We start from the raw sequence: 25,772 nt of genomic DNA on the forward strand, positions 1-25,772 counted from the left end.
TGCATGACCGGAACCAGTTGAGGGGACCCCACACCATGATGCCGCCCTATGCCATGCCCGCCGCCACCGAGCCGCCGCCGGAGGAGGGCTTCACCGCGACCGCCGGCGCGCCCCTGGTGAACGGCACCGCGCCGGTCGGCGAGGATGCGGTGGTCGAGGCCCTGCGCACCGTCTACGATCCGGAGATCCCGGTGAACATCTATGACCTGGGCCTCATCTATGAGGTCGAGGGCGACGGCCAGGGCAACTGGGACATCGTCATGACGCTGACCGCGCCGGCCTGTCCGGTGGCGGGTGAACTGCCCGGCCAGGTGGCCGAGGCGGTGGCCGCCACCGAGGGCGTCGGCGAGGCCAAGGTGACGCTGACCTGGGATCCGCCGTGGACCCCGGCCAATATGTCCGAGCTGGCCAAGGTCCAGCTTGATATGTACTGAGGCGGCCGGGATCCGGTGCCCTCAAGACGCCCCTGTGGAAGATCTGACGATCGGGAGGGAGCCCCATGGCGACCACGACCACCGACGCCCCCCGCGACGGTGCGAGCCGGCCGACGCCGCCGCCGCCCGTCACCCTCACCGACGCCGCCGCCGCCCGTGTGCACGCCCTGATGGCGCGGGCGACGACGCCGGTCCTGGGCATCCGGGTGGGTGTCAAGAAAGCGGGCTGTTCGGGCCTGCAATACCAGATCGAGTATGTCGAGGAGGCCAAGCCCTTCGAGGACGTCGTAGAGTCCAAGGGCGTGCGGGTCTACATCGACCCCATGGCGGTGATGTACCTGCTGGGATCCGAGATGGACTACGAGGAGACGAAGATGCACAGCGGGTTCGTCTTCCGCAATCCGAACGAGAAGGACCGCTGCGGCTGCGGCGAGAGCTTCACGGTCTGAGGCCCGCCGGCGGCGGTTCGGGCACGGTCTTCCGCCGTCGCCGTTTGGGTCTGCCCCCGCGCCCGCGATTTGATGCACAATGGCATCGACATCGAGGACAGGGAGGGGGGCATGCGGGCGTTGGACCAGTACCAGCAGCGGGGCCTGCGTGAGCCGATCCGGGTCTATCCGGGGTTCCGGTTTCATCTCCTGCTGTGGGGCGGCGGCGGCTTTCTGCTGACCGGCGCGGTGCTGATGATGGACTCCGGCACCGGCATCGAGCCGCTGGTGGGCCTGTTCGGCTTGGTGTTCTTCGGGTTCGCCTGCACGGTCATGCTGATCGCCGCCCTGCGGGCGCACCGTCGCGGGGTGTTCGAACTGTCCGAGGCCGGCCTCTACATGGCGCACCTGGGGATCGTCCTGCCCTGGGAGGATATCGGTCCGGCCTACATCCAGGCCGTCCGGGTCAAGGGCTTTCAGCTCGACGACGTGTGCTTCGTCGTGCGCCACGCCAGCCGGCACATTGCCCGGGTCGGGTCGGTCGGACGGCTGCTGTTCAAGGTGGCCAAGGCCGTCTCGCACAGTCGCAAGGGCGGTGCCATCGAATGGGGGCTGCGCGCCGGCCTGGCGTTGACCGAGGCCGGGCTGGGCACGCATCGGCAGATGGGATCCATTCTGGAGCGCATGCGCCAGGCGGTGCTGGCGGAACCCGATTCACTGGTGTTCAACGTGCCGATGGCGTTGCGGTTCGGCGTTCCGGCCGAGGACCTGCTGGCGATTCTGAATGCCGAGGTCCTGCGCCGGAGCGGAGAGGTCATCCCGTCTCACCCGGCGGCCTAGAGCCGATTGTTCGAAATCGGAACCGCAGATGCGGTCCGATGTCGAACGTGACTCGGCTCTACATTATTGATTCTAGAGCAGAGTCACGCACCAAAAAGGGGACCGCGGCGCGCGTCCATTATGGCGCGATCTGATCCAGGCCAGCGGGCTCGTCAGGAGCCGGCGTCCTCCATGATCCGCGCCGCCGGCCCCGCCGTGGCGCCCATCGTTTCGGGCATGCGCACCGCCACCACGCGACCCCGGGCGCAGACGGTGCCGTCCGCGATGACGGAGACGGCGACCACGGCCTTGCGCGCGGTCAGAGTCTCGACCTGACCACGCACTTGCAGTGGTCCGCCCAGGGGAGTCGGCCGCAGGAAGTCCACGTGCAGCGAGGCGGTCACGAACCGCAGCGTCTCGTCCGGTCCCATCGGCCGGCCCTCGGCCCGATGTGACGCGGCGGCGGCGGTGGCCGTGCCGTGGCAGTCCACGAGGGAGGCGATGAGCCCCCCGTACACGAACCCCGGCGTGGCGGTGTGATAGGGCTCCGGCCGGAACCAAGCGACTGTCTCGTCTCCGTCCCAGCGGCTCTTGAGCTGGTGGCCGTGGTCGTTCAGGCGGCCGCAGCCGAAGCAGTGGCTCACGTCGTCGGGGTACTGGTCCTGAAACGCGGGCTCGGTCATGCCGTGGTCGCCTCCTCCCTCCGGCGCCGGGCCATGGGACCACTGGTCGGGTCGCGGGGCCACGAGCCGACCAGAGGCCGGCGCTCGCCGGTATCGTCGTGTCCGGCTCACTCGAACTTGAGGAAGGCGTCCACGTCCATGACGACCATCAATTCACCCTCCAGGCGCACCACGCCCAGGGAGACGCTGCGCCAGCGCGGATCCAGGGTGGAGGGGTTGGGTTCGATGGCGCTGAGCGACAGGCTGTGAACGTTGCCGACCGAGTCGACCATCATGCTGTACAGCTCGTGGCCCTGCTCGACGGTGACGCACATAACTTTCTTCTGGTTCTTCGGCTCCGGCAGGCCCAGGCGTTTGCGGACCTCGATCACCGTGACGATGCGGCCGCGCAGGTTGATCGCACCGGCGACCTCGTTGGGTGCGAGCGGGATTCGCGCCACCTTCTCGGGAATGAGAATGTCCTGAACCCGCTCCACCGGGATTCCGAACAGCTGGCCGTGGACGTAGATGGTCACGAAGACCTGTTCCTCGGAAACCGTCGCGAGGCCGGCGCCGGCGCGCGGCGCGACTGCCCGGTCCTGTGACATGGTGGCGAGCTGATTCATGGCTGACGTATCCGCTGTGTGGCAGGGGCGGCAAAGGACGGCGCAACGAACCGAAACAGTGCGCGCGAGCCGCCGAGGCTGTCAAGCTGGCGGAAAGGCCTGGGCAGGGTTGGGGCAGGGTCCACGCGTGTTGTCTTGGAGGCGTCACCGGGTCGGACAAGGGACGGAGCCCGCGAACACTTCCCCGAAGGTTTCCCGCAGCACGACATCCACTTCGGGCGGTGCCGGGGTGACGCCGAGATCCCACAGGCTGGTCACGCCGTGGTCGCGGACGCCGCAGGGCACGATGCCGGTGTAGTGGCCCAGGTCCGGATTCACGTTCAGGGCCACGCCGTGGTAGGTGACCCAGCGCCGCACCCGCACGCCGATGGCGGCGATCTTGTCCTCGCGACCCCCGCCGCGGTCGACCCAGATGCCGACCCGTCCGTCCCGGCGCTCGCCGGAGACGCCGAACCGGGCCAGGGCGCGGATCATCCATTCTTCCAGGCGGTGCACATGGCAGCGCACGTCACGGCCGCGCGTGGTCAGGTCCAGCAGGACGTAGGCCACCCGTTGTCCCGGGCCATGATAGGTGTACTGGCCGCCGCGTCCGGCCTGGTAGACGGGGAAGCGTTCGGGCGCCACCAGGTCCTCCAGGCGGGCGCTGGTGCCGGCCGTGTACAGCGGCGGATGCTCCAGCAGCCACACCAGGTCCGGCGCGGTGCCCGCCAGGATGGCGGCGGCGCGCGCTTCCATGGCGTCCAGAGCGTCCGGGTAGGAAACCGGTTGCTCGCTGACGCGCCAGTCGAGGGGCGATGTGGTGTGCGGTTCCGGGGCGTATGCGGCGGACTCCGAGGGGCGGGGGGCGCTGGGCATGGGCTGGACCGGTCGGCTGGGTGGCGCGGTCCCTCGACATAGGCGACGCGGACAGCGGCGGCAAGAGAGGGCCGGCGCGCCGAGCCGCGGGGCCGATGCTGGCGTGAAATGCCGGCTTGATGCCCGGGCCGCTTTCTGGTACGTCACTCCTCCCTCGCAGCCCGCGACGGGATCCCCCTGCGATGTGCGGTCGTGGCGGAATTGGTAGACGCGCAGCGTTGAGGTCGCTGTCCCGGAAACGGGGTGGAAGTTCGAGTCTTCTCGACCGCACCATTGCCCGACGGCCGCAAGGGTCGCGCCCGAAGGGATCGCGGCTGTCGGCCGTAGGGTCGCGAGACCGGGTTGCGGGTCCGCGTCGGTCCGGTTAGTCTTGAGGGCTGCATTGGCAACGGAGAGTGGCGCAGTCTGGTAGCGCACTTGACTGGGGGTCAAGGGGTCGTGGGTTCGAATCCCGCCTCTCCGACCAAACGGCTCGACAGAGCTGTATCGGTAATACCGTACGAAAAGTACCGTACGAAAAAAGCGCTTCAGGGGTGCCTGAAGCGCTTTTTTCGTCGGGTGAAGGCCGTGCGGTCGGGCGGCCGGGCATGGTCGGGACGGGACGATGGTGCTAGTCTTGGATCCACAAACGCGATGGTTGGGGTCCGGTGGGACACGTGGACAGGCCCACGACCACCGGTCGCAAGGTAGGGGCATGATGGAACGCGGTCCCATGGAACGCCTGCATTGGCGCACGTGGTTCGAGGTCGGCCATGACACCATCGACTTCGAGCACAAGACGTTCTTCAGCCTCATTCACAAGCTTCAGTCCCTGGTGGAGGTCACGCACGATCGCGAGGGGGCGCAGCGCGCCCTGGAAGAGACGTACAAGTACGCCGACTTCCACTTCACCAGTGAAGAAAACATCATGATCGAGGCCGGCTATAAGGACTTCGAGCGGCATCATGAGTTGCATCAGAAGCTTCTGAAGAGGCTGCGCCAGAATATAGATGACATGGAGTCGGGCCTCATATCAGGCTCGGAAGTCGTGACCTTCCTGTTCATGTGGTTCGTCGAACACACCATTGCCGAAGACCTGGAGCTGTCGACACAATTGAAAAAGCGACAGCTGCGGCAGTTTTTCCAAGCCCCGACTCAGCATGACGAGTCGCCCGAGGGGGACGTCGGTCGCCCCTGACCGGCTACACCCCTGGCGCGTCCCGGGCCGGTCTACGCCAGGGCGTACTCGGGCACCGGTTCGGCCACGTTTGCCGCCAGCCAGTCCAGCGTGGCCGGGATCGCCTGCGTGTAGGGCGTCATCCGTGGCGGCCCCAGCAGCGCCTCCAGCTTGGCGCCACAGTAGGCGATGGGTCGGCAGTAGTCCGGCACCAGCGGCAGGAAGTCCTCCAGGGCCTTCACCGCCAGGGCGGCCAGGCGGATCTTGGTCGGGCCGGCGGTGTGGACCGGCACCCAGCGCCCCAGGTGCGCGTCCACCAGGTCGGCCAGCAGGCGCGCGGTCAGCGGCCCGCTGCCCGGCAGCAGCCAGCGTTCTCCGAACGCCGCCTCGCGCGTCGTCAGGTCGGCGATCAGGCGCGCCGCGTCGGGCACAAAGGCGTACTCCCGCGCGACCGAATCCGGCCCGACCCAGGGCATGGGCTCGTGCACGGCCGCCTTGCGCAGGGCCGCCTGCAACGGGCTCAGGTACACATCCGGACCGAACAGGTCGGGGACGGCCACGATGGCGGCGCCGGTGTCCTGGAGGATGTCCTCGGCCTCGCGCCGCCGGCGCGCCGGGGCCGGGCCGCTCGGACGCGGATGGTCGGCGGTGACCGGCAGCGCCGGCGCCGGCAGGTATGACCAGGTGCTGGTGACGTGCAGCAGGCGGCAGCCCGCGGCATGGGCCGCCGAGGCCAGGGTGCGGGAGAGGTCGGGCAGGGCCGCGAAGTCGGCCGCCGTGCGCGGGCCGACGCAGTCGATGGCGGCGGCGCAGTCCGCCAGCGCGGCGACCGCCGCCGCCGGGTCGCGCAGATCGGTCGCATGACGTTCCACCTCGGGGGCCGCGCAGGCGCGCTGCAGGCGCGCGGCGTCGCGGCCCACCAGGCGCAGGCGATGCCCGCGCGCCCGCAGGGTGGCGGCGAGGTGGCGGCCGACGGGGCCGCCGGCCCCCAGGATGGCGATGCGACTGTCTGTCATGGCGGTCGGGCTCTCGTGCGTCGGTGCGATGGCTGTGCGCACGCTACCGCCCCCGGCGGGGAAGGCAATCCCGTTCGGCGATCGCCCCGCCGGGTCGCGCCGGGCCGCGACCGTTTTCACCGATCGGTCATGGGGCCGCCGCCCCCCGGCGGCGGGTCCCGCATCACCGAGCCGTCCGGGTTCAGGGGTGTGACGTCCACCGAAACCGATGGCGCGGCGTTACCGCCGCCCAGCATCACGCCCTTGATGGGCGAGACGTCGTCGAAGTCCCGGCCCCAGGCGACGACGACGTGTTCGTGGGTGACCAGCTTGTCGTTGGTGGGGTCGACGTCGATCCAGCCGCCGTTGGGCGCTCCGTCCACGGGCACGAACACCGAGAGCCAGGCGTGCGAGGCGTCGCCGCCCTCCAGGCGGTCGCCGTCGCCCGGCATGCGGGTCAGCACGTACCCGCTGACGTAGCGGGCCGCCAGCCCGAGCGACCGAAGCGCGCCGATCATGACGTGGGCGAAGTCCTGGCACACGCCGCGGCGCTCTCGCATCACCAGCGCCAGCGGGGTGGCGATGGTGGTCGCCGCCGGGTCGTAGGCAAAGGCGGTGTGGACGCGGTGGCACAGGTCCCGCACCCCGGACAGGATGGGCCGGCCCGGCGGGAAGCTGGGCGCGGCGAAGTCACGCAGGTCCGCGGAGGCGGCGACCAGCGGACTGTCGAAGGCGTACTGACCGGCGTCCACGACGTCGGCGCCCAGGCCGCCGGCGAGGCGGTCCGCCACCTGTTCCCAGGGCGGTGTGTGGATGGCTTCGGGCAGGCGCGGCGGCTGTACCGAGACGTGGGACGTCGCGGTCACGGTCAGCGCCCGGTAGGGCTCGGCGAGGGTGAAGGTGGTCAGTGTGTTGCCGAAGAAGTCGCGGCGCTCGCGCCGATGCGATGGGACCGGCGCGATATGCAGTGCGCTGTCGTGCACCTTCTGGGTGTCGAAGTGGCGCGGCCGGAGGCGGCCCGCATGATGACTGATGGTGACCGGGGTCGCGTAGTCGTACACCGTCACGTGGCGCACGCGGTAGTCCATCGGGCGCGGCGTGCTCATGCGCCCGACTCCGGGTGGTCGCGGGCCGGCCGGACCCGGCCGCCGGCGCTGCCGTGGCGGGTCTCCACGGCGTGCGCGAAGTACTGGCGCGCCAGCGATTCGGACAGGGCGTTCAGCAATCCGCGCAGCAGCCGCAGCAGGGTGGGCAGGTCCGCCGGCGGCGGCATGGCGGCGTCGGGCTCGTCCCCGGCCTCGGCACTGGCCGGTGCCGGGGCGGACCCGCCGCCGTCGACCGGCAGCCGGTTCAGGTCGACGGTGCGGGTGATGCCCAGCAGGCGCACGGTCAGACGCTGTTCGTGGCTGCGCAGCCCGAACGCCTGGTCCGGTGCCAGGCTGTCCATGTGCAGGCCGAGCCGGACCAACTGGTAGGCCAGGGAGCGCGGGTTGCTCTCGTCGGCGAGCAGCACGTCCAGGACCGGCACGGTCTGCGGCGCTTCCAGGTAGCGCGCCCGATAGGTCATCTGACTGTCCGCCACCTCCAGCGCCGCCTCCAGGGCCGCCTCGCGGGCCGCGCTGTCGGTCCGGGCGACCCCCTCGAACAGGGCCAGCATATGCAGCGCGCGCTCGATGCGCCGCCCGGTGTCGAGGAACCGCCACCCCAGGCCGCGCGTCATGTTCTCGTTGGCGAGCCCCGTGATCACCTGCACCGGCATCAGCACGGCCGACAGGCGCGGGCCGGCGTCCTCAAGGGTAAGCGGCGGCGGCGCGCCCGGCGCGGGCGTCTGCGGGACGCCCGGCTCGCTCGGGACCGCGCTGGTGTAGGCGCCCAGGCCCAGGGCGTCGATCAGGGCATTGATGGCGCGCCAGGTGTCGATCGAGAGGCGGTCGCGCACGCGCACGCCGACGCGGTGGACGTTCAGCGCCAGCGCCGCCAGCCCGCGCGGGTTGGATGGGTCCATGTTGGCGTCGAGAATGGCCCGCACGGTGCGGTCGTGCTCGGCCGCGCCGGCGCCGGCCGGGCTGGTGAACGGCGGGTGCCCCATCGGCCACAGCATGCCCAGGATCACGGCGACCTCGCCCGAGCCCGCGCCGGTCTCGGCCAAGCGGCCGATCAGGCACCGCAGCAGGCGGGCGGTGTTGTCGCAGCGCTCGACGTAGCGGCCGAGCCAGAACAGGTCGTCGGCCACCCGGGACGGCAGGTCGCGCACCCCGCGTACCACCGTCGGCACCTGCTCGCCGGGGCGCGGGCGGGGCGGCAGGCCGACAGGCCGCTCCGACAGCACCCAGGCGTCCTTGCTGCCACCGCCGCGTTGCATCGACACGCTTTCGTCGTCGGCGGCGCCGGACACCCGGGCGAGGCCGCCCGGCATCACGCTGTATCCGCCGTCGTGGGCACAGACATGAACGCGCAGCACCAGGGGGCGGGGCTCCAGGCGGCCGTCGGTCCAGACCGGCGCCGTGGAGGGCGAGACGGCTTCCTGACCGACCCAGGCGTAGGGGCGGTGCTCGATATCACGCCGCAGGGCCGCGCGAGACGCCGGGTCCATCAGGGCCCCGCGGCTGATGGGGCCGGTGGCGTGGAAGGCGGAGCGCACCGCCAGATCGGGCATCTGGTCCAGGACGTAGCCGCGCTCGCGAGGCTGGCCGCACCACCAGGTGGCGACAGAGGGCATCAACAGCTCCTCGCCCAGCAGGCGGTGGCACAGCGACGGCAGGAACGGCATCAGACCGGGGCTCTCGGCGAGGCCGGCCCCGAGGGCATTGGCCAGGCTCACCGTGCGCTCGTGCGCCGCCTCCACCAGGCCGGGGGCCCCGAGGGTGGACTCTCCCTTCAACTCAAGCGGGTCGCAGAAGCTGCTCTCGTTGCGCCGCAGGATGACGTCGACCGGCTGAAGACCTTCCAGCGTCTTCAGGAACACGCGGCCGTCGCGCACCGTCAGGTCCTCGCCCTCGACCAGGGTGAAGCCCATGTAGCGGGCCAGATAGACGTGTTCGAAATAGGTTTCGTTGAATGGGCCCGGTGTCCACAGCACGACGCGCGGGTGTTCGCGCGTCGGCGGAGCGCGCCGGATCAGGCTGTCGCGGACCTCGGTCAGATGCTGGGCCAGGCGGTGCACCGGTAGGGCGCGCAGCACATCCGGCAGCACCCGGTTCATAATGACCCGGTTTTCCAGCGCATAGCCGATGCCCGAGGGCATCTCGGATCGCGTGTCCACCACCCACCAGCGGCCGTCCGGTGCGCGCGCCAGGTCGACGGCCAGCAGGTGCACGAACACGCCGCCGGAGGGACGCGCCCCTACCAGCGGTCGCAAATAGGCCGGGTTGGCGTGGACCAGGGCCGCCGGCAGGATGCCCTCCGACAGCAGGTGGCGCGGTCCGTACAGGTCGGCCAGGACCGCGTTGAGAAGCTGAGCGCGCTGCACCATGGCACGCTCGATGGACAGCCAGTCCGCTTCGTCGATGAGCAGCGGCACCGGATCCAGCGACCAGGCCCGGTCCTGGCCCGCTGGATCGCCGTAAACGTTGTAGGTCACGCCGTTGTCGCGGATCAGCCGCCGGGCCCGGTCGGCGCGGCGTCCGATCTCCCCGGCCCCCAGGGCGTCCAGGTGCGCCACCAAGTCGCGCCAGTGCGGCCGTACCGTGCCGTCGGCCGCGACCATTTCGTCGTACACCCCGGGGCGCGACTCGTAGCACAGCCACGACGACCCGGGCACCGCCGGCGTCTCCGCCCCCGCCCCCGCCTCCGCCTCCGCGTTCGCGGATGTGTTCAAGGGTGTGACCATGCCCAGCCGCGACTCCCCGGCCCCCGTGGTTCCCCATGGAACGGCCAGGAGGGGCCGAAGTCAAACCACAACGACGGGGCCGGGCGCGAAATGACGGGCGGACCCTGGACAGATCGCGATCTCAGGCGCGCGCAAGGCTGCGGATGGCGGTCGAGGTCGCAACCTTGCCCTGTCCCTGGTAGGCCTCGTGATTCCGTTCGATTTCGTTCAGCTTGTACAGATAATTGACCATCATCCCGGCGGACTGGGCCATGCCCTTGGCCGACCGGTCGCCCAGCCAGTTCAGGCGCTCGACCCGGGCGCCGTTGGTCAGGTGGAAATGGGCCACCGGGTCGAGCACGGTGCCGGCGCGGCCCTCCTGGCGCGGCGGGCGGCGCTCGTTGACCAGGTAGCGGGCGCACAGCCGGGTCAGCGGCCCCTTGAGCGCGTTGGCCACCGGCTCGCGCCCGGGCCAGTCCGGTTCGGCGATCAGGGCCTTGAAGCTGCCCTTGCTGCCGCTGGTGGCCTTGGCGGCGTCGCTGTCGCCGTTGCCGGCCACCACCTGGGCGAGGGTCTTGCGCTCCGCGGGCAGCAGCAGGCCGGGCTCGCCCTCGGCCAGCCGCCGGTCCAGCCAGGGCCGGAACCCCGGGATCGGCGACAGGGTGGAGTAGGTGTTCACCTTCGGGAACGAGTGGCTGAGGCGCTCCACCACCTGCTTGATGAGGAAGTTGCCGAAGCTGATGCCCGCGAGGCCGGCCTGAGCGTTGGAAATGGAATAGAAGATGGCGGTGTCCGCCTCCTCCGGATCCAGGGCCGGCGCCGACAGGTCCAGCAGGTCGTGGACGTTGCTGGCCAATCCGTTGACCAGTGCCACCTCGACGAAGATCAGCGGTTCCTCCGGCATGTTGGGGTGCACGAAGGCGTACAGGCGGCGGTCGTGGTCGAGGCGGTCCTTGAGGTCGGCCCAGCTCTGGATCTCGTGCACCGCCTCGTAGGTGATGATTTTTTCCAGGAACGCGGCGGGCGAGTTCCAGGTGATGCGCTGCAACTCCAGGAATCCGATGTCGAACCACGAGGCCAGCAGATCGCGCAGGTCGCGCTCCAGGCCGCGCAGGGCCGGATTGTCGCGCGCCAGCCGCATCAGCTCGGCGCGCATGTCGACCAGGAACTTGATGCCGCGGGGCAGGGCATTGAACTGGGTCAGCAGACGCAGCCGCGGCGGCACCAGCACGTCGCGCATGCGGCCCTCGGCGGCCTGGAGGGTGGCGAAGTCGTCGCGGTCCACGTCCAGAAGTTCCGCCGCCGTATCACGCACCCGGTCGTGATCCGTGGCGTACTCTCGGGCCAGGATCTCCAGGAAGCGTGCGCGCCCGGTCTCGTTGAGGCTGAGGTAGGCGCGCCCCAGGGTGGCGGCCCGGGCGCGGGCCGAGACCTCGCCGCCGCGCGAGGCCAGGCAGTCGTCTAGCCCGACGCGGATTTTGCGGGCATCCTCCTCGGGCAGATCGGGGTTCAGGCTGTCCAGGCCATCGGCGCCGGACACCTTGTCCGCGATGTCCCGCCACACCGCGCCCCAGGTCATCAGCCGACCCAGGAACCCCGGCGAAACCTCCTTGTTCATCCCAATACCCCCAGTTTGCGTTTCGAATTGCCCTCATTTGCGATATGGGGTGCGGGCGGGGGTCGGGCCAAGGGGGGCGCGCGGCCGGCGCCGCGCGGTGTTGCAGCGCGGCGACGGCCGGGGGGTCAGCCCGGCAGCGCGGCGGCCGCCTGTGCCATGGCCTCCGGCAGGTCCTCGGCGATCAGGCCGGGGGGACCACGGCGGGCCCCGGCGCCGTGCAGCCAGGCCGCGGCGGCGGCGGCCTCGCGCCCCGGCACGCCCTGGGCCAACAGCCCGAGGATGGCGCCGGCCAGCACATCGCCGCTGCCGGCGGTCGCGAGGCTGGGCGGTCCGTTGGTGCTGACGACGGCGCTCCCGTCCGGGGCGGCGACCACCGTCTCCGGCCCCTTCAGCAGCACGACGGCGCCCGCGCGCCGCGCCGCCTGGCGCACGCGGTGCAGGCGGTTGCCCTCGATCAGATCCGGGAAGATGGCGGCGAACTCGCCCTCGTGCGGGGTCAGGATCACCGGGCCGGTGACGGCGTCGAACAGGGCGCCCGGATCCTCGGCGAAGCTGGTCAGGGCGTCGGCGTCCAGCACCGTCGGCCGCCCGGTCGCCAGCACGGAGAGCGCCCGGGCGGCGGTGTGCGGTCCACGGCCGGCCCCGGGGCCGAGCAGCAGGGCATTCAGGCGGGCGTCCTCCAGCAGGGTCTCAACGTCGTCCGGACACTCGATGGCCCGGCACAACACGCCCGGGGCGTCCTGCGCGTACAGCGGCAGGGCCGAGGCGGTTGCCGCCACGGTGAGCAGGCCGGCGCCCAGCCGCCGCGCCGCCCGCGCCGCCAGGCGGCCGGCACCGGTCATGGTGGCGCCGCCGAAGACCACGGCATGTCCGCGCGTGTACTTGTGATCGCGCAGGCCGGGACGCGGCAGCCGCCACAGGTGCGGTCCGTTGAGGTGAGCCGCCGGGCGGATGTCGTCCAGCACCGATGCCGGGATGCCGATATCGGCCACCACCAGATCGCCGCACAGGGCGCGGCCCGCCCCGAGCACGTGGCCGGGCTTGGGCCGGAAGAAGGTCACGGTCAAGGCCGCCGGCACCGCGGTGCCCCACACCTCGCCGCTGTCGCCGTCCAGGCCGCTGGGCACGTCGACCGCGACCACCGGCGGGCTGCCGTGATGCGCGACCAACGCGGACAGCACGGAGCCGGCGACACCCTCGACGGCCCGCGTCAGGCCGGCCCCGAACAGCGCGTCGACGACCAAGGCGGCGCCGTCCAGCGCGCCCAGGTCCAGCGGACCGATCGGCCCGGTCCAGCGCGCCGCGTTGACCGCGGCGTCGCCCTTGAGGGCGCTCCGGTCGCCCAGCAGATGCACGCTTACCGGCCACCCGGCGTTCCGGAGGTGGCGGGCGACCACGAAGCCGTCGCCGCCGTTGTTGCCCGGCCCGCACAGGACCGCCACCCGGCGCGGCGACCAGCGCCGCCGGATCTCGCGCGCGACGGCGAAGCCGGCTGCCTCCATCAGGGCCAGGGAGGGGACGCCGGTCGCGACGGCCAGGGCGTCGGCGCGCCCCATCTCGGCCACCGTCAGCAGGGCGCCGCCGTCATCGGGATGCCAGGGCCTGGGGATCATGAACACCTCTCGTCAGCGTGTCGCGTCAGGTTAGGCGGTCGATCTCGTCCGGCGACAGGGTGCCGGGGATGACCATCACCGGCACCCGCAGACGCGCGCCGAAGGCGCCGGACAGGCCGCTGATGAGCGGGCCCGGGCCCTCCTTGCCGCGTTTGGCGGCGAGGACCAACACCGAGATCTCCGGTTCCTCCTCAATCACCGTGACGATCTCCTCGGCCGGCCGGCCCTCGCGCACCATCAGCATCGGCGTCTGGCCCGACGTCTTCTGTACCTCGGCGGCCAGGCGCTGGAGGCGCTTCTCGGCGTCCTCGCGGGCCTCCGATTCCATCTTGTCGCCGATGAACTTGAAGTGCTGAAAGCCTGGCGGTTCGATGATGCGCAACATGACCACGCGACCCGCCGTGGCGCGTGCCCGCAGGCAGGCGAAGCGCAGCGCGGTGCGCATTTCCTCGCTGTCATCGACCACGACCAGGAACGTGCGCGGCGCGCCGTCGTCGGCTCCGGCGGTGGTGTCAGGGGGTGTGTCGCGCCCGCCGGCGGGCTGCGGGGTGCCAGGGGTCTTCCGCGCGGGCTCCTGGGGGGAGTCTGGCGCGGAGTCCGGGCGGGAAGGCTCGTCACTCATGGGCTCTCCGGAGCAGTCGGCGCACGGACGGCGCGTGAGTCGGGGAACGGTCGAGCGACGGGTCAGTTCCGCCGCAGCATGATGGCGGCCGCCCAGCCGGTGATCACCGCCACCAGGATCGCGGCCAGGCCATACAAGGGCGCCTGCTGGTGCGCGAAGTCGAAAATCTCGGCACCCAGGCCGATCTTGCTGATGACCAGGGGCGTGATCTCGGCGCTGACCACGTCGCCCTGACGGATCAGGTAGACCTCGACCGAATACGATCCGGTCGGCACGTTGGCGGGGAAGTGCAGTTCCGCCCGAAACAGTCGGTTCGCGAGCTGGGTCACCGGCAGCACGCCCTCGCCGTAGAGCTGCTGCTTCTGGTTCAAGCGCACCAGCGCGGCCCGGAAGCCCGGCACGAAGGAGTCGGTCACGCTCTGGTCCACCTTGGTGAAGACCAGGTTCTCGGTGCCGATCTGGTGGCGGGACAGCACGCTCTTGGGGGCGATCTCCTCCAGCGGGCGGCTGGCGAAGACCTGGTAGAAGGCCGGCACGTTGTCGTAGGTCACACTGTCCCGGTTGGCCCAGATCACCCCGGCGAGGCGCGCCTTCTTGCGGACCACCTTGGTGGTGCGGGGCCCGCGCACCACGAGCACCACGTCGCCGGGTCCATCGGTGGCGCCGAACAGCAGCACGTCGGTGCCCGAAAACGCGGTGGTGATGGCGACCAGATGCTTGGACAGGTCCGCCACCAGGGGCTGAACCTGTTGCTGGGCACGCGCGCCCATCACCACGGCCAGGCCCGCCATCGTCGCCAGCCCGGCCAGCAGCCCGATGACGAGGGCGATGACGACGGGGACGGGGACGGGGACGATAGCGGGGCGCGCGGCGGGACCCCGGTCGGACCGGCGGCGCGACGGCATCACGGCAGCTCCGAGATCAGGGTGAAGACGTCGTCGGGGATCGCCACAAGATCATACGCCAGCTTGCCGCCCACCACGAGCACCAGCAGGGCCAGCAGGATTCGCAATTGCTCGCTCTTCAGGCGGGCGCCGGCCTGGGCGCCGGCCTGGGCGCCGACCACCGCGCCCAGCAGCAGCAGCAGGGCCAGAACGACGTCCACGGTCTGGTTCAGCGCCGCCTGCAGGAAGGTCGTGTTGGCGGTGACGAAAATGATCTGGAACAGCGAGGTGCCCACCACCACCTGGGTTGGCATGCCGAGCAGATAGATCATCGCCGGCACCATGACGAAGCCGCCGCCGACGCCCATGATCGCGGTCAGGACGCCGACGAAGAACCCGACCCCCATCGGCAGCAGCGCGCTGATGTAGAGCTTCGACTTGCGGAAGCGCATCTTGAAGGGCAGGCCGTGGATCCAGTTGTGCCGGCCGGCGCCGCTGCGGGGCCGCGCGCCCTTGCGGTGGCTGCGGATCATGGCCTGTGCGCTTTCCACCAGCATCAGGCCGCCCACCACGCCCAGGAACAGCACGTAGCAGAGGGATATTGCCAGGTCGATCTGGCCCAGCCGCTGCAGCAGCGCGAACAGCCAGACCCCGGCGGTCGAGCCCAGGATGCCGCCCACCAGCAGGACGCCGCCCATCTTGAAGTCGACATGGCCGCGCCGGGTGTGCGCGATCACCCCGGTGACGGAGGACGCCACGATCTGATTCGCGCCCGTGCCCACGGCGACCGGCGGCGGCACGCCCAGGAACATCAGCAGCGGGGTCATGAGAAAGCCGCCGCCGACGCCGAAGACGCCCGACAGGAAGCCGATCGCCCAGCCCATGCCGAGGATCACCAGGACGTTGACCGACATCTCGGCGATGGGCAGATAGATCTGCATGGCGTGACGAGCCGATCCCGGTCCGGCGGTGGACAGGCTTTTCAGGGTTTTGAATCCTGAGACGTCCCGGTGTTTTAGGGGCCGCCGCGGCGCCGGATCAAGCGAAAAGCCCGTGCTGCGGGCTGCGACGCGGTTGACGTTGCGTGCCGGCGCGCCCACTCTGCCCGAACACCCCTGCCGGCAGCGCAACGAAGGGAACGCGCCCCGATCATGTCCCTGCCACGGCCGACCCGACCGCGCGCGATCATTGATCGCCGCGCCCTTACTCTGCATCTGGAGCGCCTGGCGGAGACGGCGCATGCCGGCCGCGAGGGGGCGCGCACGGCCCGGGCCGCCTTGCTGGAGGACCTGAAGGCGACCCTGGCGGCTGGCCGCGAGGAGATCCGCCGCCGCTTCGAGGACGAGGGCTGCCGGGGCGCCGAGGTCTGTGCTGCCAACACCTACCTGATGGACCAGATCCTGCGGGTCCTGCACGATTTCACCGTCACCCACCTGTTTCCCAAACAGACCCGCACCACCGGCGAGCAGCTCTGCGTCCTCGCCGTCGGCGGGTATGGCCGCGGCGAGATGCTGCCGTTCTCGGACATCGATCTGCTGTTCCTGCTGCCCTACAAGACCACCCCGCACACCGAGCAGGTCGTGGAGACCATGCTGTACGTGCTGTGGGACCTGGGTCTCAAGGTCGGGCACGCCACCCGGTCGGTCGACGAGTGCATCCGCCAGGCCCGCGCCGACATGACCATCCGGACCGCCATGCTGGAGGCGCGCTACATCTGGGGCGAACGGGCGCTGTTCCAGAGCCTGCGCAACGGTCTGTACACCCGGGTGTTCGCCGGATCGGGCATGGAGTTCCTGGAGTCAAAGCTGGCCGAGCGGGACCAACGCCATGCCAAGCTCGGGGATTCCCGCTACGTGCTGGAGCCGAACATCAAGGAGGGCAAGGGCGGCCTGCGCGACCTGCACACCCTGTTCTGGATGGCGCGCTATCTATACAATGTTTCGGACATCGACGAGCTGGTGGACCGGGGTATTCTGACGCCCAAGGCGGCCGGCAAGTTCATCAAGGCGCGGGCGTTCCTGTGGACGGTGCGCGCCCACCTGCACTACCTGAGCGGCCGGGCCGAGGAACGGTTGACGTTCGACGTGCAGCCGCGCATCGCCGAACGCATGCGGTACAAGGACCGGCCCAGCGCGACGGCGGTCGAACGCTTCATGAAGCATTACTTCCTGGTGGCGCGCGACGTCGGCAACCTGACCCGCATTTTCCTGTCGGTGCTGGAGGCGCAGCAGAAACGGCGGCCGATGCTGTCGGTCCCCGGGTTCGTCATGCGGGCACGCAACCTGGATGGCTTCGTGCTTGACGGGCGGCGGCTCGCGGTGCCGCGCATCGACTACTTCGAACAGGACCCGCGGGCCCTGCTGCGCCTGTTCCTGGTGGCGCACGACCAGAGTCTCGACATCCATCCGGACACGCTTCGGCTGGTGACCGAGAACCTGACCCGCGTCAAGGGCCTGCGCGACGATCCCGAGGCCAACGCCCTCTTCATGGCGCTCCTGACCCACCGCAAGGAGCCCGACAGCATCCTGCGCCTGATGAGCGAGGCCGGCGTGTTCGGCCGCTTCATCCCCGACTTCGAGCGGGTCACGGCGCAGATGCAGTACGACATGTACCACGTGTACACGACCGACGAGCACACCATCCGGGCCATCGGGATCCTCAACCGAATCGAGGGCGGCGCCCTGGTCGATCGGCTTCCGGTCGCGAGCCGGGTGGTGCATCAGGTGCAGTCGCGGCGGGCGCTGTATGTCGCGGTGCTGCTGCACGATATCGCCAAGGGGCGCGGTGGCGACCATTCCGAACTCGGCGCCGTGGTGGCCCAGGAGGTCTGCCCGCGTCTCGGCCTGACCGACGAGGAGACCGAGACGGTGGCGTGGCTGGTGCGGCATCACCTCGCCATGAGCCGGATCGCCTTCAAGCGTGACGTGGACGACCGCAAGACGATCGAGGACTTCGCGGGTCTGGTGCAGTCGCTGGAACGCCTGAAACTGCTGACCGTGCTGACCTGCGCCGACATCATGGCGGTGGGGCCGGGCATCTGGAACAACTGGAAGGCGGCCCTGCTGCGCGAGTTGTACTATCGCACGGTCGAGGATCTGCTGGGCAACCACGCCACGGAACCGCAGGACCGCCGGGTCGAGGCGCGCAAGACGGCGCTGCGGGAGGCGCTGGCCGACCAGCCGGCGGACCGGGTCGAGACCCACCTGGGGCGTGGCTACCCGGGGTACTGGTTGACCTTCGACACCGCCGCCCAGGCCCGGCATGCGCGCCTGATCTTCGCCGCGGAGGAGGCCGCCGGACCCGACGATCGCGTGATCATGGTTGATACGGCCGTCGACGCCGACCTGGGGGTGACCGAGGTTCTGGTCTACGCGCCCGACCATCCGGGGCTGTTCAGCGAGATCGCCGGCGGGATCGCGCTGGCCGGCGGCTCCATCGTGGACGCCAAGATCTTTACCCTGACCAACGGTATGGCGCTGGACAGCTTCACTGTGCAGTCGGCCGAGGGCGGCGCGCTGGACCAGCCCTCACGGCTCGGCCGCCTCAAGGCGATGGTGCACGATGCCGTCAGCGGAACCGTCGACCTGCGCGCCGAGCTGGCGCGCAAGGCGCGCCGGTTGCCGGCCCGGACCAAGGTGTTCTCGGTGCCGCCCCGGGTCATCATCCATGACGAGGCGTCCAAGACCCATACCGTGGTCGAGGTCAACGGCCGCGATCGGCCCGGGTTCCTGTACGCGGTCACCGCCGCGCTGACCCAGTTGAACGTTCAGATCGCCAGTGCCCGCGTGAACACCTATGGAGAGCGGGTGGTGGACGTGTTCTATATCAAGGACCTGTTCGGTATGAAGATCAGCCACCCCGGCAAGCTGCGCGAGATCCAGCGCGTGCTGACCCAGGCGGCCGCGGTGCAGGCGCTGGAGAGCGAGCGTGGCGCCGTGGTGTCGCGCGAGGTGGGGCGCGGCCGGCGCAAGCCCACCCGGGCGGCGGAGTAGCCCGGGGCCTCCCAACGACCAACACGCTACGGGAGCGAAGGACGACGCCATGCGGCTGTACGGCATTCGGCTGTTCGTCGACGATCTGGACGCGGCCCGGCGGTTCTACGGCGCGACGCTCGGTCTCCCGCTGGCCTGGGACGCCCCCGACGAGGGGGCCGTCGGCTTCGCGGCCGGCGACGGTCACCTGATCGTCGAGCGGGCCGATCCGGATGGCCCGGACGGGGCCCTGGTCGGCCGGTTCGTGGGCGCTTCCCTGGAGGTGCCCGATGCCGTCGCCCTCTATCAGGCCCTGGCGGCTCGGGGGGTCGTCTTCGACATGGCGCCGGCCGTCCAGCCCTGGGGAGGCGTGATGGCGCACTTCCGCGACCCGGCCGGCAACGTCCTGACCCTGATCTCACCACCGCCGGGGGCCACCGCCGGCGGCTGAGGCGTGTCGCGCAATCGGCTGAGCCTCATCCGTTTCGCGCGAAGTCACGCGATCACTCCGAACCACCTCGGGGTTCCGATTTCGAACAATCGGCTCTAGGGCCTTCGGTCGGGCCGTCTGCCGTCAGGCGACGGCCGAGTCGTCTTCGTCGTCCAGGGCCTGGCCGGTGTCGGCCGCCAACCGGAACACGGCCGCCTCCAGGGCGGTGGTCATCGCCGCCGTCCAGGCCGCGGCGTCGATCAGGGCCGGTGTCCGCGGCAGCGTGAGGACGTGGTCCACCCGAGCCAGGACGTCGTCCGCATCCGCGGCGAGTCCCTGCGGGCGGCCGGCATGCGTCAGATGGGCCGCAGCGTAGCGGCCGCCGACGCTGGCGCCGGGCAGGGTGACCACGGGCACCCCCATGGCCAGGGCCTCCAGCGTGACGAGATGTCCCGATCGCGGCGCGGTATCCAACACGACGTCGAGGCTCCGGCACGCCTGCAAACGGTCCAGCCCAGGGGTGCCGGCGGCGGGGTCAAGGGTGACTCGCGCGGGGTCGACGTTGCGCGCCCGCAGCCCGGCCCGCAGGCGGGACGCGGCCCGCGCATCCGTCCATCCCGGGGCGCACAGGTGCAGCCGCGAGCCCCGCACCGCCCGCAGCACCGGGGCCCAGAGATCCAGGCAGGTGTCGCCGACCCGGGCGGGGCCGGCGAAGGCCCCGAACGTCACGGCGCCGGTGCGGGCGCGCGGCGCGGGTCCCGGGTCGGGGCGGTCCGGCGGTGGGTCGTAGCAGGTGGCGCCGGTGGCGAGGCGCGCCACGGCATCGGGCGAGGACCCGTCGTCGGGGGGCGTCAGGACGGCATCGCTGACCAGCAGGTCGATGGCCCGCAGGCCGGTGTCCCCCGGATAGCCCGCCCAGGATACCTGGATCGGGGCCGGCCGGTGGCGGGCGAACACGGGCAGGCGATTGCCCGGTCCGTGGCCGGACAGGTCGATCAGAATGTCGAGGTCGAGCTGGCGCATGCGGTGGGCCAGGGCCTCGTCCCCGAGACCGGCCACCTCCTCCCAATGATCGGCCAGGCTCTGCAACTCGCGGGCGATCGCATCGTCGTGCGGGCGGTCCGACAGCGCCACAAGGGTCAGCCGCGCCGGGTCCCGGTGCCGGAACAGCGGCCGGACCAGCCATCCGACCGGCATCGCGCCGAGATCGGGTGAGACCAGGCCGACCCGCAGTGGCGTGCCCGGGCGATGCTGGAGCGGCGGCCGCGGGGGCAGGGGCGTGCCGAACCGACGCTGCCATCCGCCGTGGACGCGCTTCAGGGCGGCTTGCGTCTGGCCCGGCAGCAGGTGCCGCAGATGCAGGCAGCGCGACAGCAGGCGCGGGTCGCCGGGGTCCAGGCGGCTGGCCCGCACCAGGGCGCGCTGGGCCGCACGAACCTGGCCTCGAGCCACCAGGGACTCGGCCAGGGCGACGGCGGCCGCGGGCCACGCCGGATCGAGGGCGCAGGCCGCGCGCCGCTGCGTCTCGGCCGCCGCCGCGGCGTCCGGGCCGCCGGCGCGCTGGTGCGCTTCCGCGAGGAGGAGCCGGATCGACGCCTGCGTCGGCACCAGGTGTGCGGCACGCCGCAGCAGCGTCACGGCCCCGCGCGCGGCGCCCCGGGTGAGCCGCATCAGGCCCAGGTTGAGGCAGGCCTCGGCCCGCGCCGGGTCGAGTTGCAGGACCTGTCGGAAGCAGTCCGCGGCCTCGTCGAGCCGGCCTTGGGCCTGCAGCGAGCGGGCCAGCCGACCCAGCGTGTCGGCGTCGCCGGCGCCCAGGTCGCACGCGGTGCGCAGCGCCTGTTCGGCGCCCATGGCGTCGTCGATGGACAGCAGGCGGTCGCCGAGCGCGGCCTGGGCCGGCCCCGAGGCCGGCACCGCCAGGGCCGCCATCTGGGCCTCGTGCCGGGCCCCGACCGGATCGCCGGCCATGAACAGGGAGAACGCATGGGTCAGGAGGGTGATGACATCCTGATCGGCCCGGTCCCGCTCGGTCATCAGTGGCTGCAAGGAGGATGCTCCGTGAGTGTGACCGCCCGGGCCCATAGTGCCGGAAGCGGGCGGGCGCCGTCACCTGTCTTGCCCGCACGGCTCCTCCCCGGCCGGTGGGACCCCCGCCCCGCGGTGGGGTGGCCGTGGGACCCGTCACCGAACTTTCACGGCCTCGACATGGGACGGAAACGGATCATCTGTAAAGCAGACGGGTTGCGACTTTCGGTGGGACGGGCGCGCGCTCCGGTCACCCGTCTCGTATCACCTTTCTGCTTGGGGGTTTTTCCATGATCAACAAGATGACCCTGGCCTCGCTCGCCGCCTGCACGGCACTGGTCGCCGGTGCGACGACGGCGTCGGCGACCGACGTCGTCGAGATGGGCCCGCGCCCGTACTACCTGATCGACAAGATGGCGGACGGCGCGCTTAAGGAGAAGCTGCTGTCCTGCGCCGCCGGCCCGTTCAAGCCCACCCTGTTCTCCATCGGGCATCGCGGGGCGGCGATGCAGTTCCCGGAGCACACGAAGGACTCCTATCTCGCTGCCGCGCGCATGGGAGCCGGCATCATCGAATGCGACGTGACCTTCACCAAGGACAAGGAACTGGTCTGCCGCCACGCCCAGAACGATCTGCACACCACCACCAACATCCTGGCCACCGACCTGGCCGAGACCTGCGTCCAGCCGTTCGTGCCGGCGTCGGGTGATACGCCGGCCAAGGCCGAGTGCCGCACCTCGGAGATCACGCTGGCCGAGTTCCGCACGCTGACGGGCAAGATGGATGCCGCCAACGCCGCGGCGACCACGGTCGAGGCGTACATGGATGCGACCGCCGGTTGGCGCACCGACCTGTACGCCGCCGAAGGCGGCACCCTGATGACCCACGCCGAGTCCATCGCCCTGTTCCGCGACCTGGGCGCCAAGTTCACGCCGGAGCTCAAGAGCCCGGCCGTGAAGATGCCGTTCGACGGGTTCAGCCAAGCGGACTACGCCCAAAAGATGATCGACGAATACAAGGCCGCGGGTGTGCCGGCGGAGGACGTCTGGCCGCAGTCCTTTAACCTGGAGGACGTGCTGTACTGGATCGAGAACGAGCCGGCGTTCGGCAAGCAGGCGGTGTACCTGGACGACAGCTACGCCATCGAGGGCTGGGATCCGATGGACCCGCAGACCTGGACGCACGCCATGACCGACCTCAAGGACATGGGTGTCAACTACATCGCCCCGCCGATGTGGGTTCTGGTCACCGTTGAGGACGGTGAGATCGTGCCCTCGGTCTACGCCAAGGAGGCTAAGGCCGCCGGCCTCAACATCATCACCTGGACCCTGGAGCGGTCCGGCCCGCTGGTCACCGGCGGCGGCTGGTACTATCAGTCCATCGCGGACGTCACCGACTCGGACGGCGTGATGTATGAACTGGTGGACGTGCTGGCCCAGGACGTCGGCATCGTCGGCCTGTTCTCCGACTGGCCGGCGACGGTGAGCTACTACGCGAACTGCATGGGCCTGAAGTAGGAGCGGAACGGCGCCGGCCCGGGGCGGATCCTGCTGACGGGTCCGCCCGCTTTCCGCGTTCGGAAGCCCGTCCGTGGCGCATCGGCACGGCGGTTCGTGGTGGTGCGCGGGGGCGGGGCGCGCCGCTTTACGCGATTTGACGACAGCCGATTGCGACAAACCGGACTCGCGGCGCGAATTCGGGCGTTCCGCTCTGAAACCAACAGATCGCGCCGAGTCACGCTCGAAATCGGCATCACCCCGGTGGTTCCGATTTCGAGCGATCGGCGCTCATCGGCTGTAAAAGCAATACGGCCTGCGACCATCCCCCCCGACGAAGACTCGTAGCGAGCACCCGTGGGCCGGAGATCCACAAGCTACCTTACTGATTTTATTGAAAAAACACGGTCTGGCTGGGGCGCCAGGAGCCTGAGGAATGACGGTCATAGGCCATTGAATGCGTTGACATAGAAGGGGTTTTCGAGGGATGTTGCCGCCAATGTGTACCGGTCCCGTGTACCGGTTGGCCGCTTCGCTGGGCGGTTTTGACCCCTTCAGCCACTGCGTTCGGAGGCCCCGTTCATGGCAGACCTGCGTTACCTCAAGAAGCGGCGGCAGACGTGGTACTTCCGCCTGACCGTCCCCCCGGACCTCCGGGACAAGCTGGGCAAGACCGAGATTGTGGAGAGCCTGGGAACCCGGGACCTGTCCCTGGCCCAAAGCCGCCGATGGGACTGGCGGGCCACCTGGGAAGACCGCTTCGACGCCCTCCGGGGCAACGAGCGGCAAGACCGGGCGGCCATCCGGGAGACCTACAAGCGAACCCTTCAGGAGGCCCGGGACGGGTTCCTTGGTAAGCCGGAGGGGGACGAACACGAGTTCACCATCGGGGACACGATTTCCGCCCTGGTGGAACAGGGCGAGCGGAAGACCAAGCAGGACGGCGAGGTTGACCCGATCACCGAGGCCAAAATCCACGCCCTTCAGGACTACGCGGCCGAACGGCGGGGGGAGACGGTGAAGACCAAGGCGGTCTACGCCATGACCATCAACGAAGCCGCCAAGCGGTATCTGGACGCCATCGCCAAGGAAATCACCCTGCAAACCCGGGGGCAGTATGAGGCCACGTTCCGCCTGTTCGCGGACTTCATGGATGACAAGCCCCTGCGGGACGTGACCCGCCGGGACGCTGCCGCGTTCCTGGAAGAGTTGGCCCGGTTCAGCCCGACATGGGGACGCTCCCCGAAGACCAAGGATCGGTCCTTCGCGGACCTGAAGGCTCTGTATGCGGGCAAGGGGGAGGGTCTGTCCCAGCGCACCCTGAACCGGTACATCACGGCCTTGAGTGGCCTTTGGAAGTGGGCCAGGGATCGGGAGGAGGTGGGCGGGGAAAACCCATTCGACCGGTTTTTCAAGGCCATCAACGAGAAGAACAGCAGCGGCTATGTGCCGTTCTCCCTGGGCGACCTGAACGCCCTGTTCGCGCTACCAGCGCCGACCAACCCGGTCCTGTGGGAAGTGCCATTGGTGGCCCTGTTCACGGGGATGCGACTCGGGGAGGTCTGTTCCCTGACCTGGGAGAACGTCCAACAGGAAGACGGTATCTGGTTCTTCGACATCACGGCCGCGAAGTCCGTGGCGGGCATTCGCGTGGTGCCCGTTCACGATGCCTTGGGGTGGCTGGTGGCCCGCCGTCCGACCAGCGGGGCGGACTTGGCGAACCCCATCTGGCCCGTGCTGAAACCCGGGGGACCGGACGGGAAGCGGTCGTGGTACATGACCAAGGCATTCGGCACCTTCCGACGAAGCCGGGGGATCACCGACAAGGGCAAGGTCTTCCATTCCTTCCGCAAGAACGCCGTCCAGTGCCTGGAGCGTGCCCGCGTGCCCCAGAACGAGGCAGCGGAGATCGTCGGTCATGAGAAGGAGGGCATTACCTACCGGGTCTACAACCCCGATGGCCTGACGATGGCCCAGCGGCGGGAGGTGGTGCGTAAGATCGCCTATCCGGGGCTGGTGTTGCCGGAAGGGTATCGGTGGGGGGCAGTGGGTGGCGGTCAGTCTAACGCGGCATAACGGCCTCCCTAGCCGCTTTCATCGGCATTCGGCCATCCCCCACCATCCGCCCTCACCCGGAAAGCCGCTACCAGCGAAGTGGCGCGGCCTCAGGACGATAGGGGCGTCCCTGGTGGCCGTTTAGGTGTCGTCCGGAGCAGGGGACAGAAGGAGAATGGCAATTGCGTTAAATGAATTCAAGGCTATAATGTAAACAGAAAATACAAAGCCATTCCGTAAAGATATATTGGCACTTCAAGGAATGTTTTTTCCTGATTTTTCAAGTACGCTTTGAACAAAGCTCTCAATCACTGCCCTCTGATAGCCAGGAGAGCTTTCAAATTCCCTTGAATCATGAGGAGTTTCCCTATGCCATTCCCAGGATTGTGAGGCGAAATAAAAAGAAGCTAGTATTTGAGAAAACCCAATTAGTTTATGGTTAACATCATTCCTTCCCCAGTTTTTTTGGGCTTCCTTCATATAAATCGAGGATTCTTTCCGCAGAACAGAAGGCTTTACGTATATAATGTAATTTTCCAGGCAGTGTTCCGGCATATCACGAATTAGACGATGGCGAGAATCGCACAAAATTCCATAAAGGCCGAGTCCAATGCGTGTTATTATGTCGTCACCTGCTTCACTCCCATCCATATATTGTTCAATATTTTTTCTAATTTTTGGAAACTTCAATGAAACCTCCAAGGCCTCCTTATTATCAAGTTTTAATTTTCTAGAAAGTCCAAGCATGAAACTTCTCCTTGCTCTACGGGCAACAATGGTTTTTTTCGCATTGCTAATAAAAACCCAAATTTAAGCGTAGTATTTCTCAATTATAGATATGATTGCACGCGCTTCGGAATTTCTGAGAAACTACAAGGCCACTCATAAATCACCTCCTTGTCAAAGGAGCGCCAAAGGCTAGGCTTTCCCCACCAAGCCTTCTCCAGCGCGTCCTTCCTTTGGGCGAGAGCGGGAAAGGAACTGGCGCGGGTGAAGGGAATAATCGAGAATCGTACTTTATCGCAAAAAAGGCTTATCCCCCTGGTTCCGGTGCCCCGATGATGTGGAGGACGCGCGACCGCTGGGACCACCGCCGACTGCGCCAACCGGACGCAGGCGGATAAGCCGGTTGCAAAATTCTAAGGGGGGATCAAGATCAAGGCAACGCCATCGTTCCCCTTGTATGGGTTCAGGCTGCCTGAGACTCTGGAGAAGGCTCCTTGAGAGCGTTTTGAAGGTACGCGAGCGGGGTCAGGCCGTTCAAGGCGCGATGGG

Annotated in this window: 21 protein-coding genes and 2 tRNA genes; 10 read left to right on the forward strand and 13 right to left on the reverse strand. The window is 69.1% G+C overall.

Features of this window, described 5'->3' with window-relative positions; translation table 11 throughout:
- The first annotated feature begins 35 nt into the window (after positions 1–35).
- The 3 genes from GGD88_RS12250 (at position 36) to GGD88_RS12260 (ending at position 1,702) form a co-directional block, all read left to right on the forward strand.
- Complete coding sequence (locus tag GGD88_RS12250) at positions 36–434, forward strand: DUF59 domain-containing protein (RefSeq protein ID WP_184435840.1); 399 nt, start codon at positions 36–38, stop codon at positions 432–434.
- A gap of 65 nt (positions 435–499) precedes the next feature.
- On the forward strand, positions 500–883 hold the full coding sequence (locus tag GGD88_RS12255; protein WP_184435841.1) for a HesB/IscA family protein: 384 nt from the start codon (positions 500–502) through the stop codon (positions 881–883).
- 111 nt (positions 884–994) lie between these two features.
- Positions 995–1,702 carry a hypothetical protein gene (locus tag GGD88_RS12260; protein WP_184435843.1) on the forward strand — a complete coding sequence of 236 codons (708 nt, stop codon included), beginning with the start codon at positions 995–997 and terminating at the stop codon, positions 1,700–1,702.
- Positions 1,703–1,854: 152 nt separating this feature from the next.
- On the opposite strand, the gene GGD88_RS12265 is transcribed toward GGD88_RS12260, so the two are convergent.
- From GGD88_RS12265 to lipB, 3 genes are all read right to left on the reverse strand, one after another.
- The gene (locus tag GGD88_RS12265) at positions 1,855–2,364 is read right to left on the reverse strand and encodes a PaaI family thioesterase (RefSeq protein WP_184435845.1); all 510 of its coding nucleotides are present in this window, start codon (positions 2,362–2,364) and stop codon (positions 1,855–1,857) included.
- A gap of 107 nt (positions 2,365–2,471) precedes the next feature.
- Positions 2,472–2,969 (reverse strand): chemotaxis protein CheW, encoded by a 498-nt coding sequence (locus GGD88_RS12270; RefSeq protein WP_184435847.1) that lies wholly within the window; start codon positions 2,967–2,969, stop codon positions 2,472–2,474.
- Between the two features lie 144 nt (positions 2,970–3,113).
- Positions 3,114–3,824 carry a lipoyl(octanoyl) transferase LipB gene (gene lipB / locus GGD88_RS12275; RefSeq protein ID WP_184435849.1) on the reverse strand — a complete coding sequence of 237 codons (711 nt, stop codon included), beginning with the start codon at positions 3,822–3,824 and terminating at the stop codon, positions 3,114–3,116.
- A 186-nt stretch (positions 3,825–4,010) separates the two neighbouring features.
- Between lipB and GGD88_RS12280 the strand changes: the two genes are divergently transcribed.
- From GGD88_RS12280 to GGD88_RS12290, 3 genes are all read left to right on the forward strand, one after another.
- Positions 4,011–4,097 (forward strand) — tRNA-Leu (locus GGD88_RS12280).
- A gap of 116 nt (positions 4,098–4,213) precedes the next feature.
- A tRNA-Pro gene (locus GGD88_RS12285) sits at positions 4,214–4,290 on the forward strand.
- Positions 4,291–4,536: 246 nt separating this feature from the next.
- Positions 4,537–5,001: a bacteriohemerythrin gene (locus GGD88_RS12290; protein ID WP_184435851.1), complete on the forward strand. Its 465-nt coding sequence runs from the start codon at positions 4,537–4,539 to the stop codon at positions 4,999–5,001.
- A 32-nt stretch (positions 5,002–5,033) separates the two neighbouring features.
- Here GGD88_RS12290 and GGD88_RS12295 read toward each other — a convergent pair whose 3' ends face one another.
- The 8 genes from GGD88_RS12295 to GGD88_RS12330 all read right to left on the reverse strand — a co-directional run bounded on the left by GGD88_RS12295 (position 5,034) and on the right by GGD88_RS12330 (position 15,461).
- Positions 5,034–5,996 (reverse strand): NAD(P)H-binding protein, encoded by a 963-nt coding sequence (locus GGD88_RS12295; protein ID WP_184435853.1) that lies wholly within the window; start codon positions 5,994–5,996, stop codon positions 5,034–5,036.
- Between the two features lie 116 nt (positions 5,997–6,112).
- Positions 6,113–7,081 (reverse strand): transglutaminase family protein, encoded by a 969-nt coding sequence (locus GGD88_RS12300; protein ID WP_184435855.1) that lies wholly within the window; start codon positions 7,079–7,081, stop codon positions 6,113–6,115.
- A complete protein-coding gene (locus GGD88_RS12305; protein WP_184435857.1) occupies positions 7,078–9,804 on the reverse strand; it encodes a circularly permuted type 2 ATP-grasp protein in 2,727 nt (908 codons plus the stop codon). The genes GGD88_RS12300 and GGD88_RS12305 overlap by 4 nt, the downstream gene beginning before the upstream one ends.
- Positions 9,805–9,925: 121 nt before the next feature.
- Positions 9,926–11,401, reverse strand: a complete 1,476-nt coding sequence (locus tag GGD88_RS12310) for a malonyl-CoA decarboxylase (protein WP_184435859.1) — start codon at positions 11,399–11,401, stop codon at positions 9,926–9,928.
- 125 nt (positions 11,402–11,526) lie between these two features.
- On the reverse strand, positions 11,527–13,014 hold the full coding sequence (locus GGD88_RS12315) for an NAD(P)H-hydrate dehydratase (protein WP_184435861.1): 1,488 nt from the start codon (positions 13,012–13,014) through the stop codon (positions 11,527–11,529).
- Between the two features lie 25 nt (positions 13,015–13,039).
- The gene (locus GGD88_RS12320) at positions 13,040–13,636 is read right to left on the reverse strand and encodes a universal stress protein (protein ID WP_184435863.1); all 597 of its coding nucleotides are present in this window, start codon (positions 13,634–13,636) and stop codon (positions 13,040–13,042) included.
- A gap of 62 nt (positions 13,637–13,698) precedes the next feature.
- Entirely contained in the window at positions 13,699–14,541 is an 843-nt protein-coding gene (locus tag GGD88_RS12325; RefSeq protein WP_246423729.1) for a TIGR02186 family protein, read from the reverse strand.
- The gene (locus GGD88_RS12330) at positions 14,541–15,461 is read right to left on the reverse strand and encodes a sulfite exporter TauE/SafE family protein (RefSeq protein ID WP_184435865.1); all 921 of its coding nucleotides are present in this window, start codon (positions 15,459–15,461) and stop codon (positions 14,541–14,543) included. Before GGD88_RS12330 ends, GGD88_RS12325 begins: the two co-directional genes overlap by 1 nt.
- A 210-nt stretch (positions 15,462–15,671) precedes the next feature.
- On the opposite strand from GGD88_RS12330, the gene GGD88_RS12335 reads away from it, so the two are divergent.
- Together GGD88_RS12335 and GGD88_RS12340 are read left to right on the forward strand one after the other, a co-directional pair.
- Entirely contained in the window at positions 15,672–18,512 is a 2,841-nt protein-coding gene (locus GGD88_RS12335; protein ID WP_184435867.1) for a [protein-PII] uridylyltransferase, read from the forward strand.
- A gap of 49 nt (positions 18,513–18,561) precedes the next feature.
- Positions 18,562–18,942 (forward strand): VOC family protein, encoded by a 381-nt coding sequence (locus GGD88_RS12340; protein ID WP_184435869.1) that lies wholly within the window; start codon positions 18,562–18,564, stop codon positions 18,940–18,942.
- 123 nt (positions 18,943–19,065) lie between these two features.
- Here GGD88_RS12340 and GGD88_RS19175 read toward each other — a convergent pair whose 3' ends face one another.
- Positions 19,066–20,967, reverse strand: coding sequence for an O-linked N-acetylglucosamine transferase, SPINDLY family protein (locus tag GGD88_RS19175; protein ID WP_184435871.1), 1,902 nt, complete (start codon positions 20,965–20,967; stop codon positions 19,066–19,068).
- Positions 20,968–21,236: 269 nt separating this feature from the next.
- Here GGD88_RS19175 and GGD88_RS12350 point away from each other — a divergent pair, with 269 nt between their 5' ends.
- On the forward strand, positions 21,237–22,463 hold the full coding sequence (locus GGD88_RS12350; protein WP_184435872.1) for a glycerophosphodiester phosphodiesterase family protein: 1,227 nt from the start codon (positions 21,237–21,239) through the stop codon (positions 22,461–22,463).
- 561 nt (positions 22,464–23,024) lie between these two features.
- Positions 23,025–24,518, forward strand: a complete 1,494-nt coding sequence (locus GGD88_RS12355) for a site-specific integrase (RefSeq protein ID WP_184435874.1) — start codon at positions 23,025–23,027, stop codon at positions 24,516–24,518.
- A gap of 234 nt (positions 24,519–24,752) precedes the next feature.
- On the opposite strand, the gene GGD88_RS12360 is transcribed toward GGD88_RS12355, so the two are convergent.
- On the reverse strand, positions 24,753–25,244 hold the full coding sequence (locus GGD88_RS12360; protein WP_184435876.1) for a hypothetical protein: 492 nt from the start codon (positions 25,242–25,244) through the stop codon (positions 24,753–24,755).
- Positions 25,245–25,772: the final 528 nt, after the last annotated feature.

The sequence above is a fragment of the Roseospira goensis genome, from assembly GCF_014197795.1.
Classification (GTDB): domain Bacteria; phylum Pseudomonadota; class Alphaproteobacteria; order Rhodospirillales; family Rhodospirillaceae; genus Rhodospira; species Rhodospira goensis.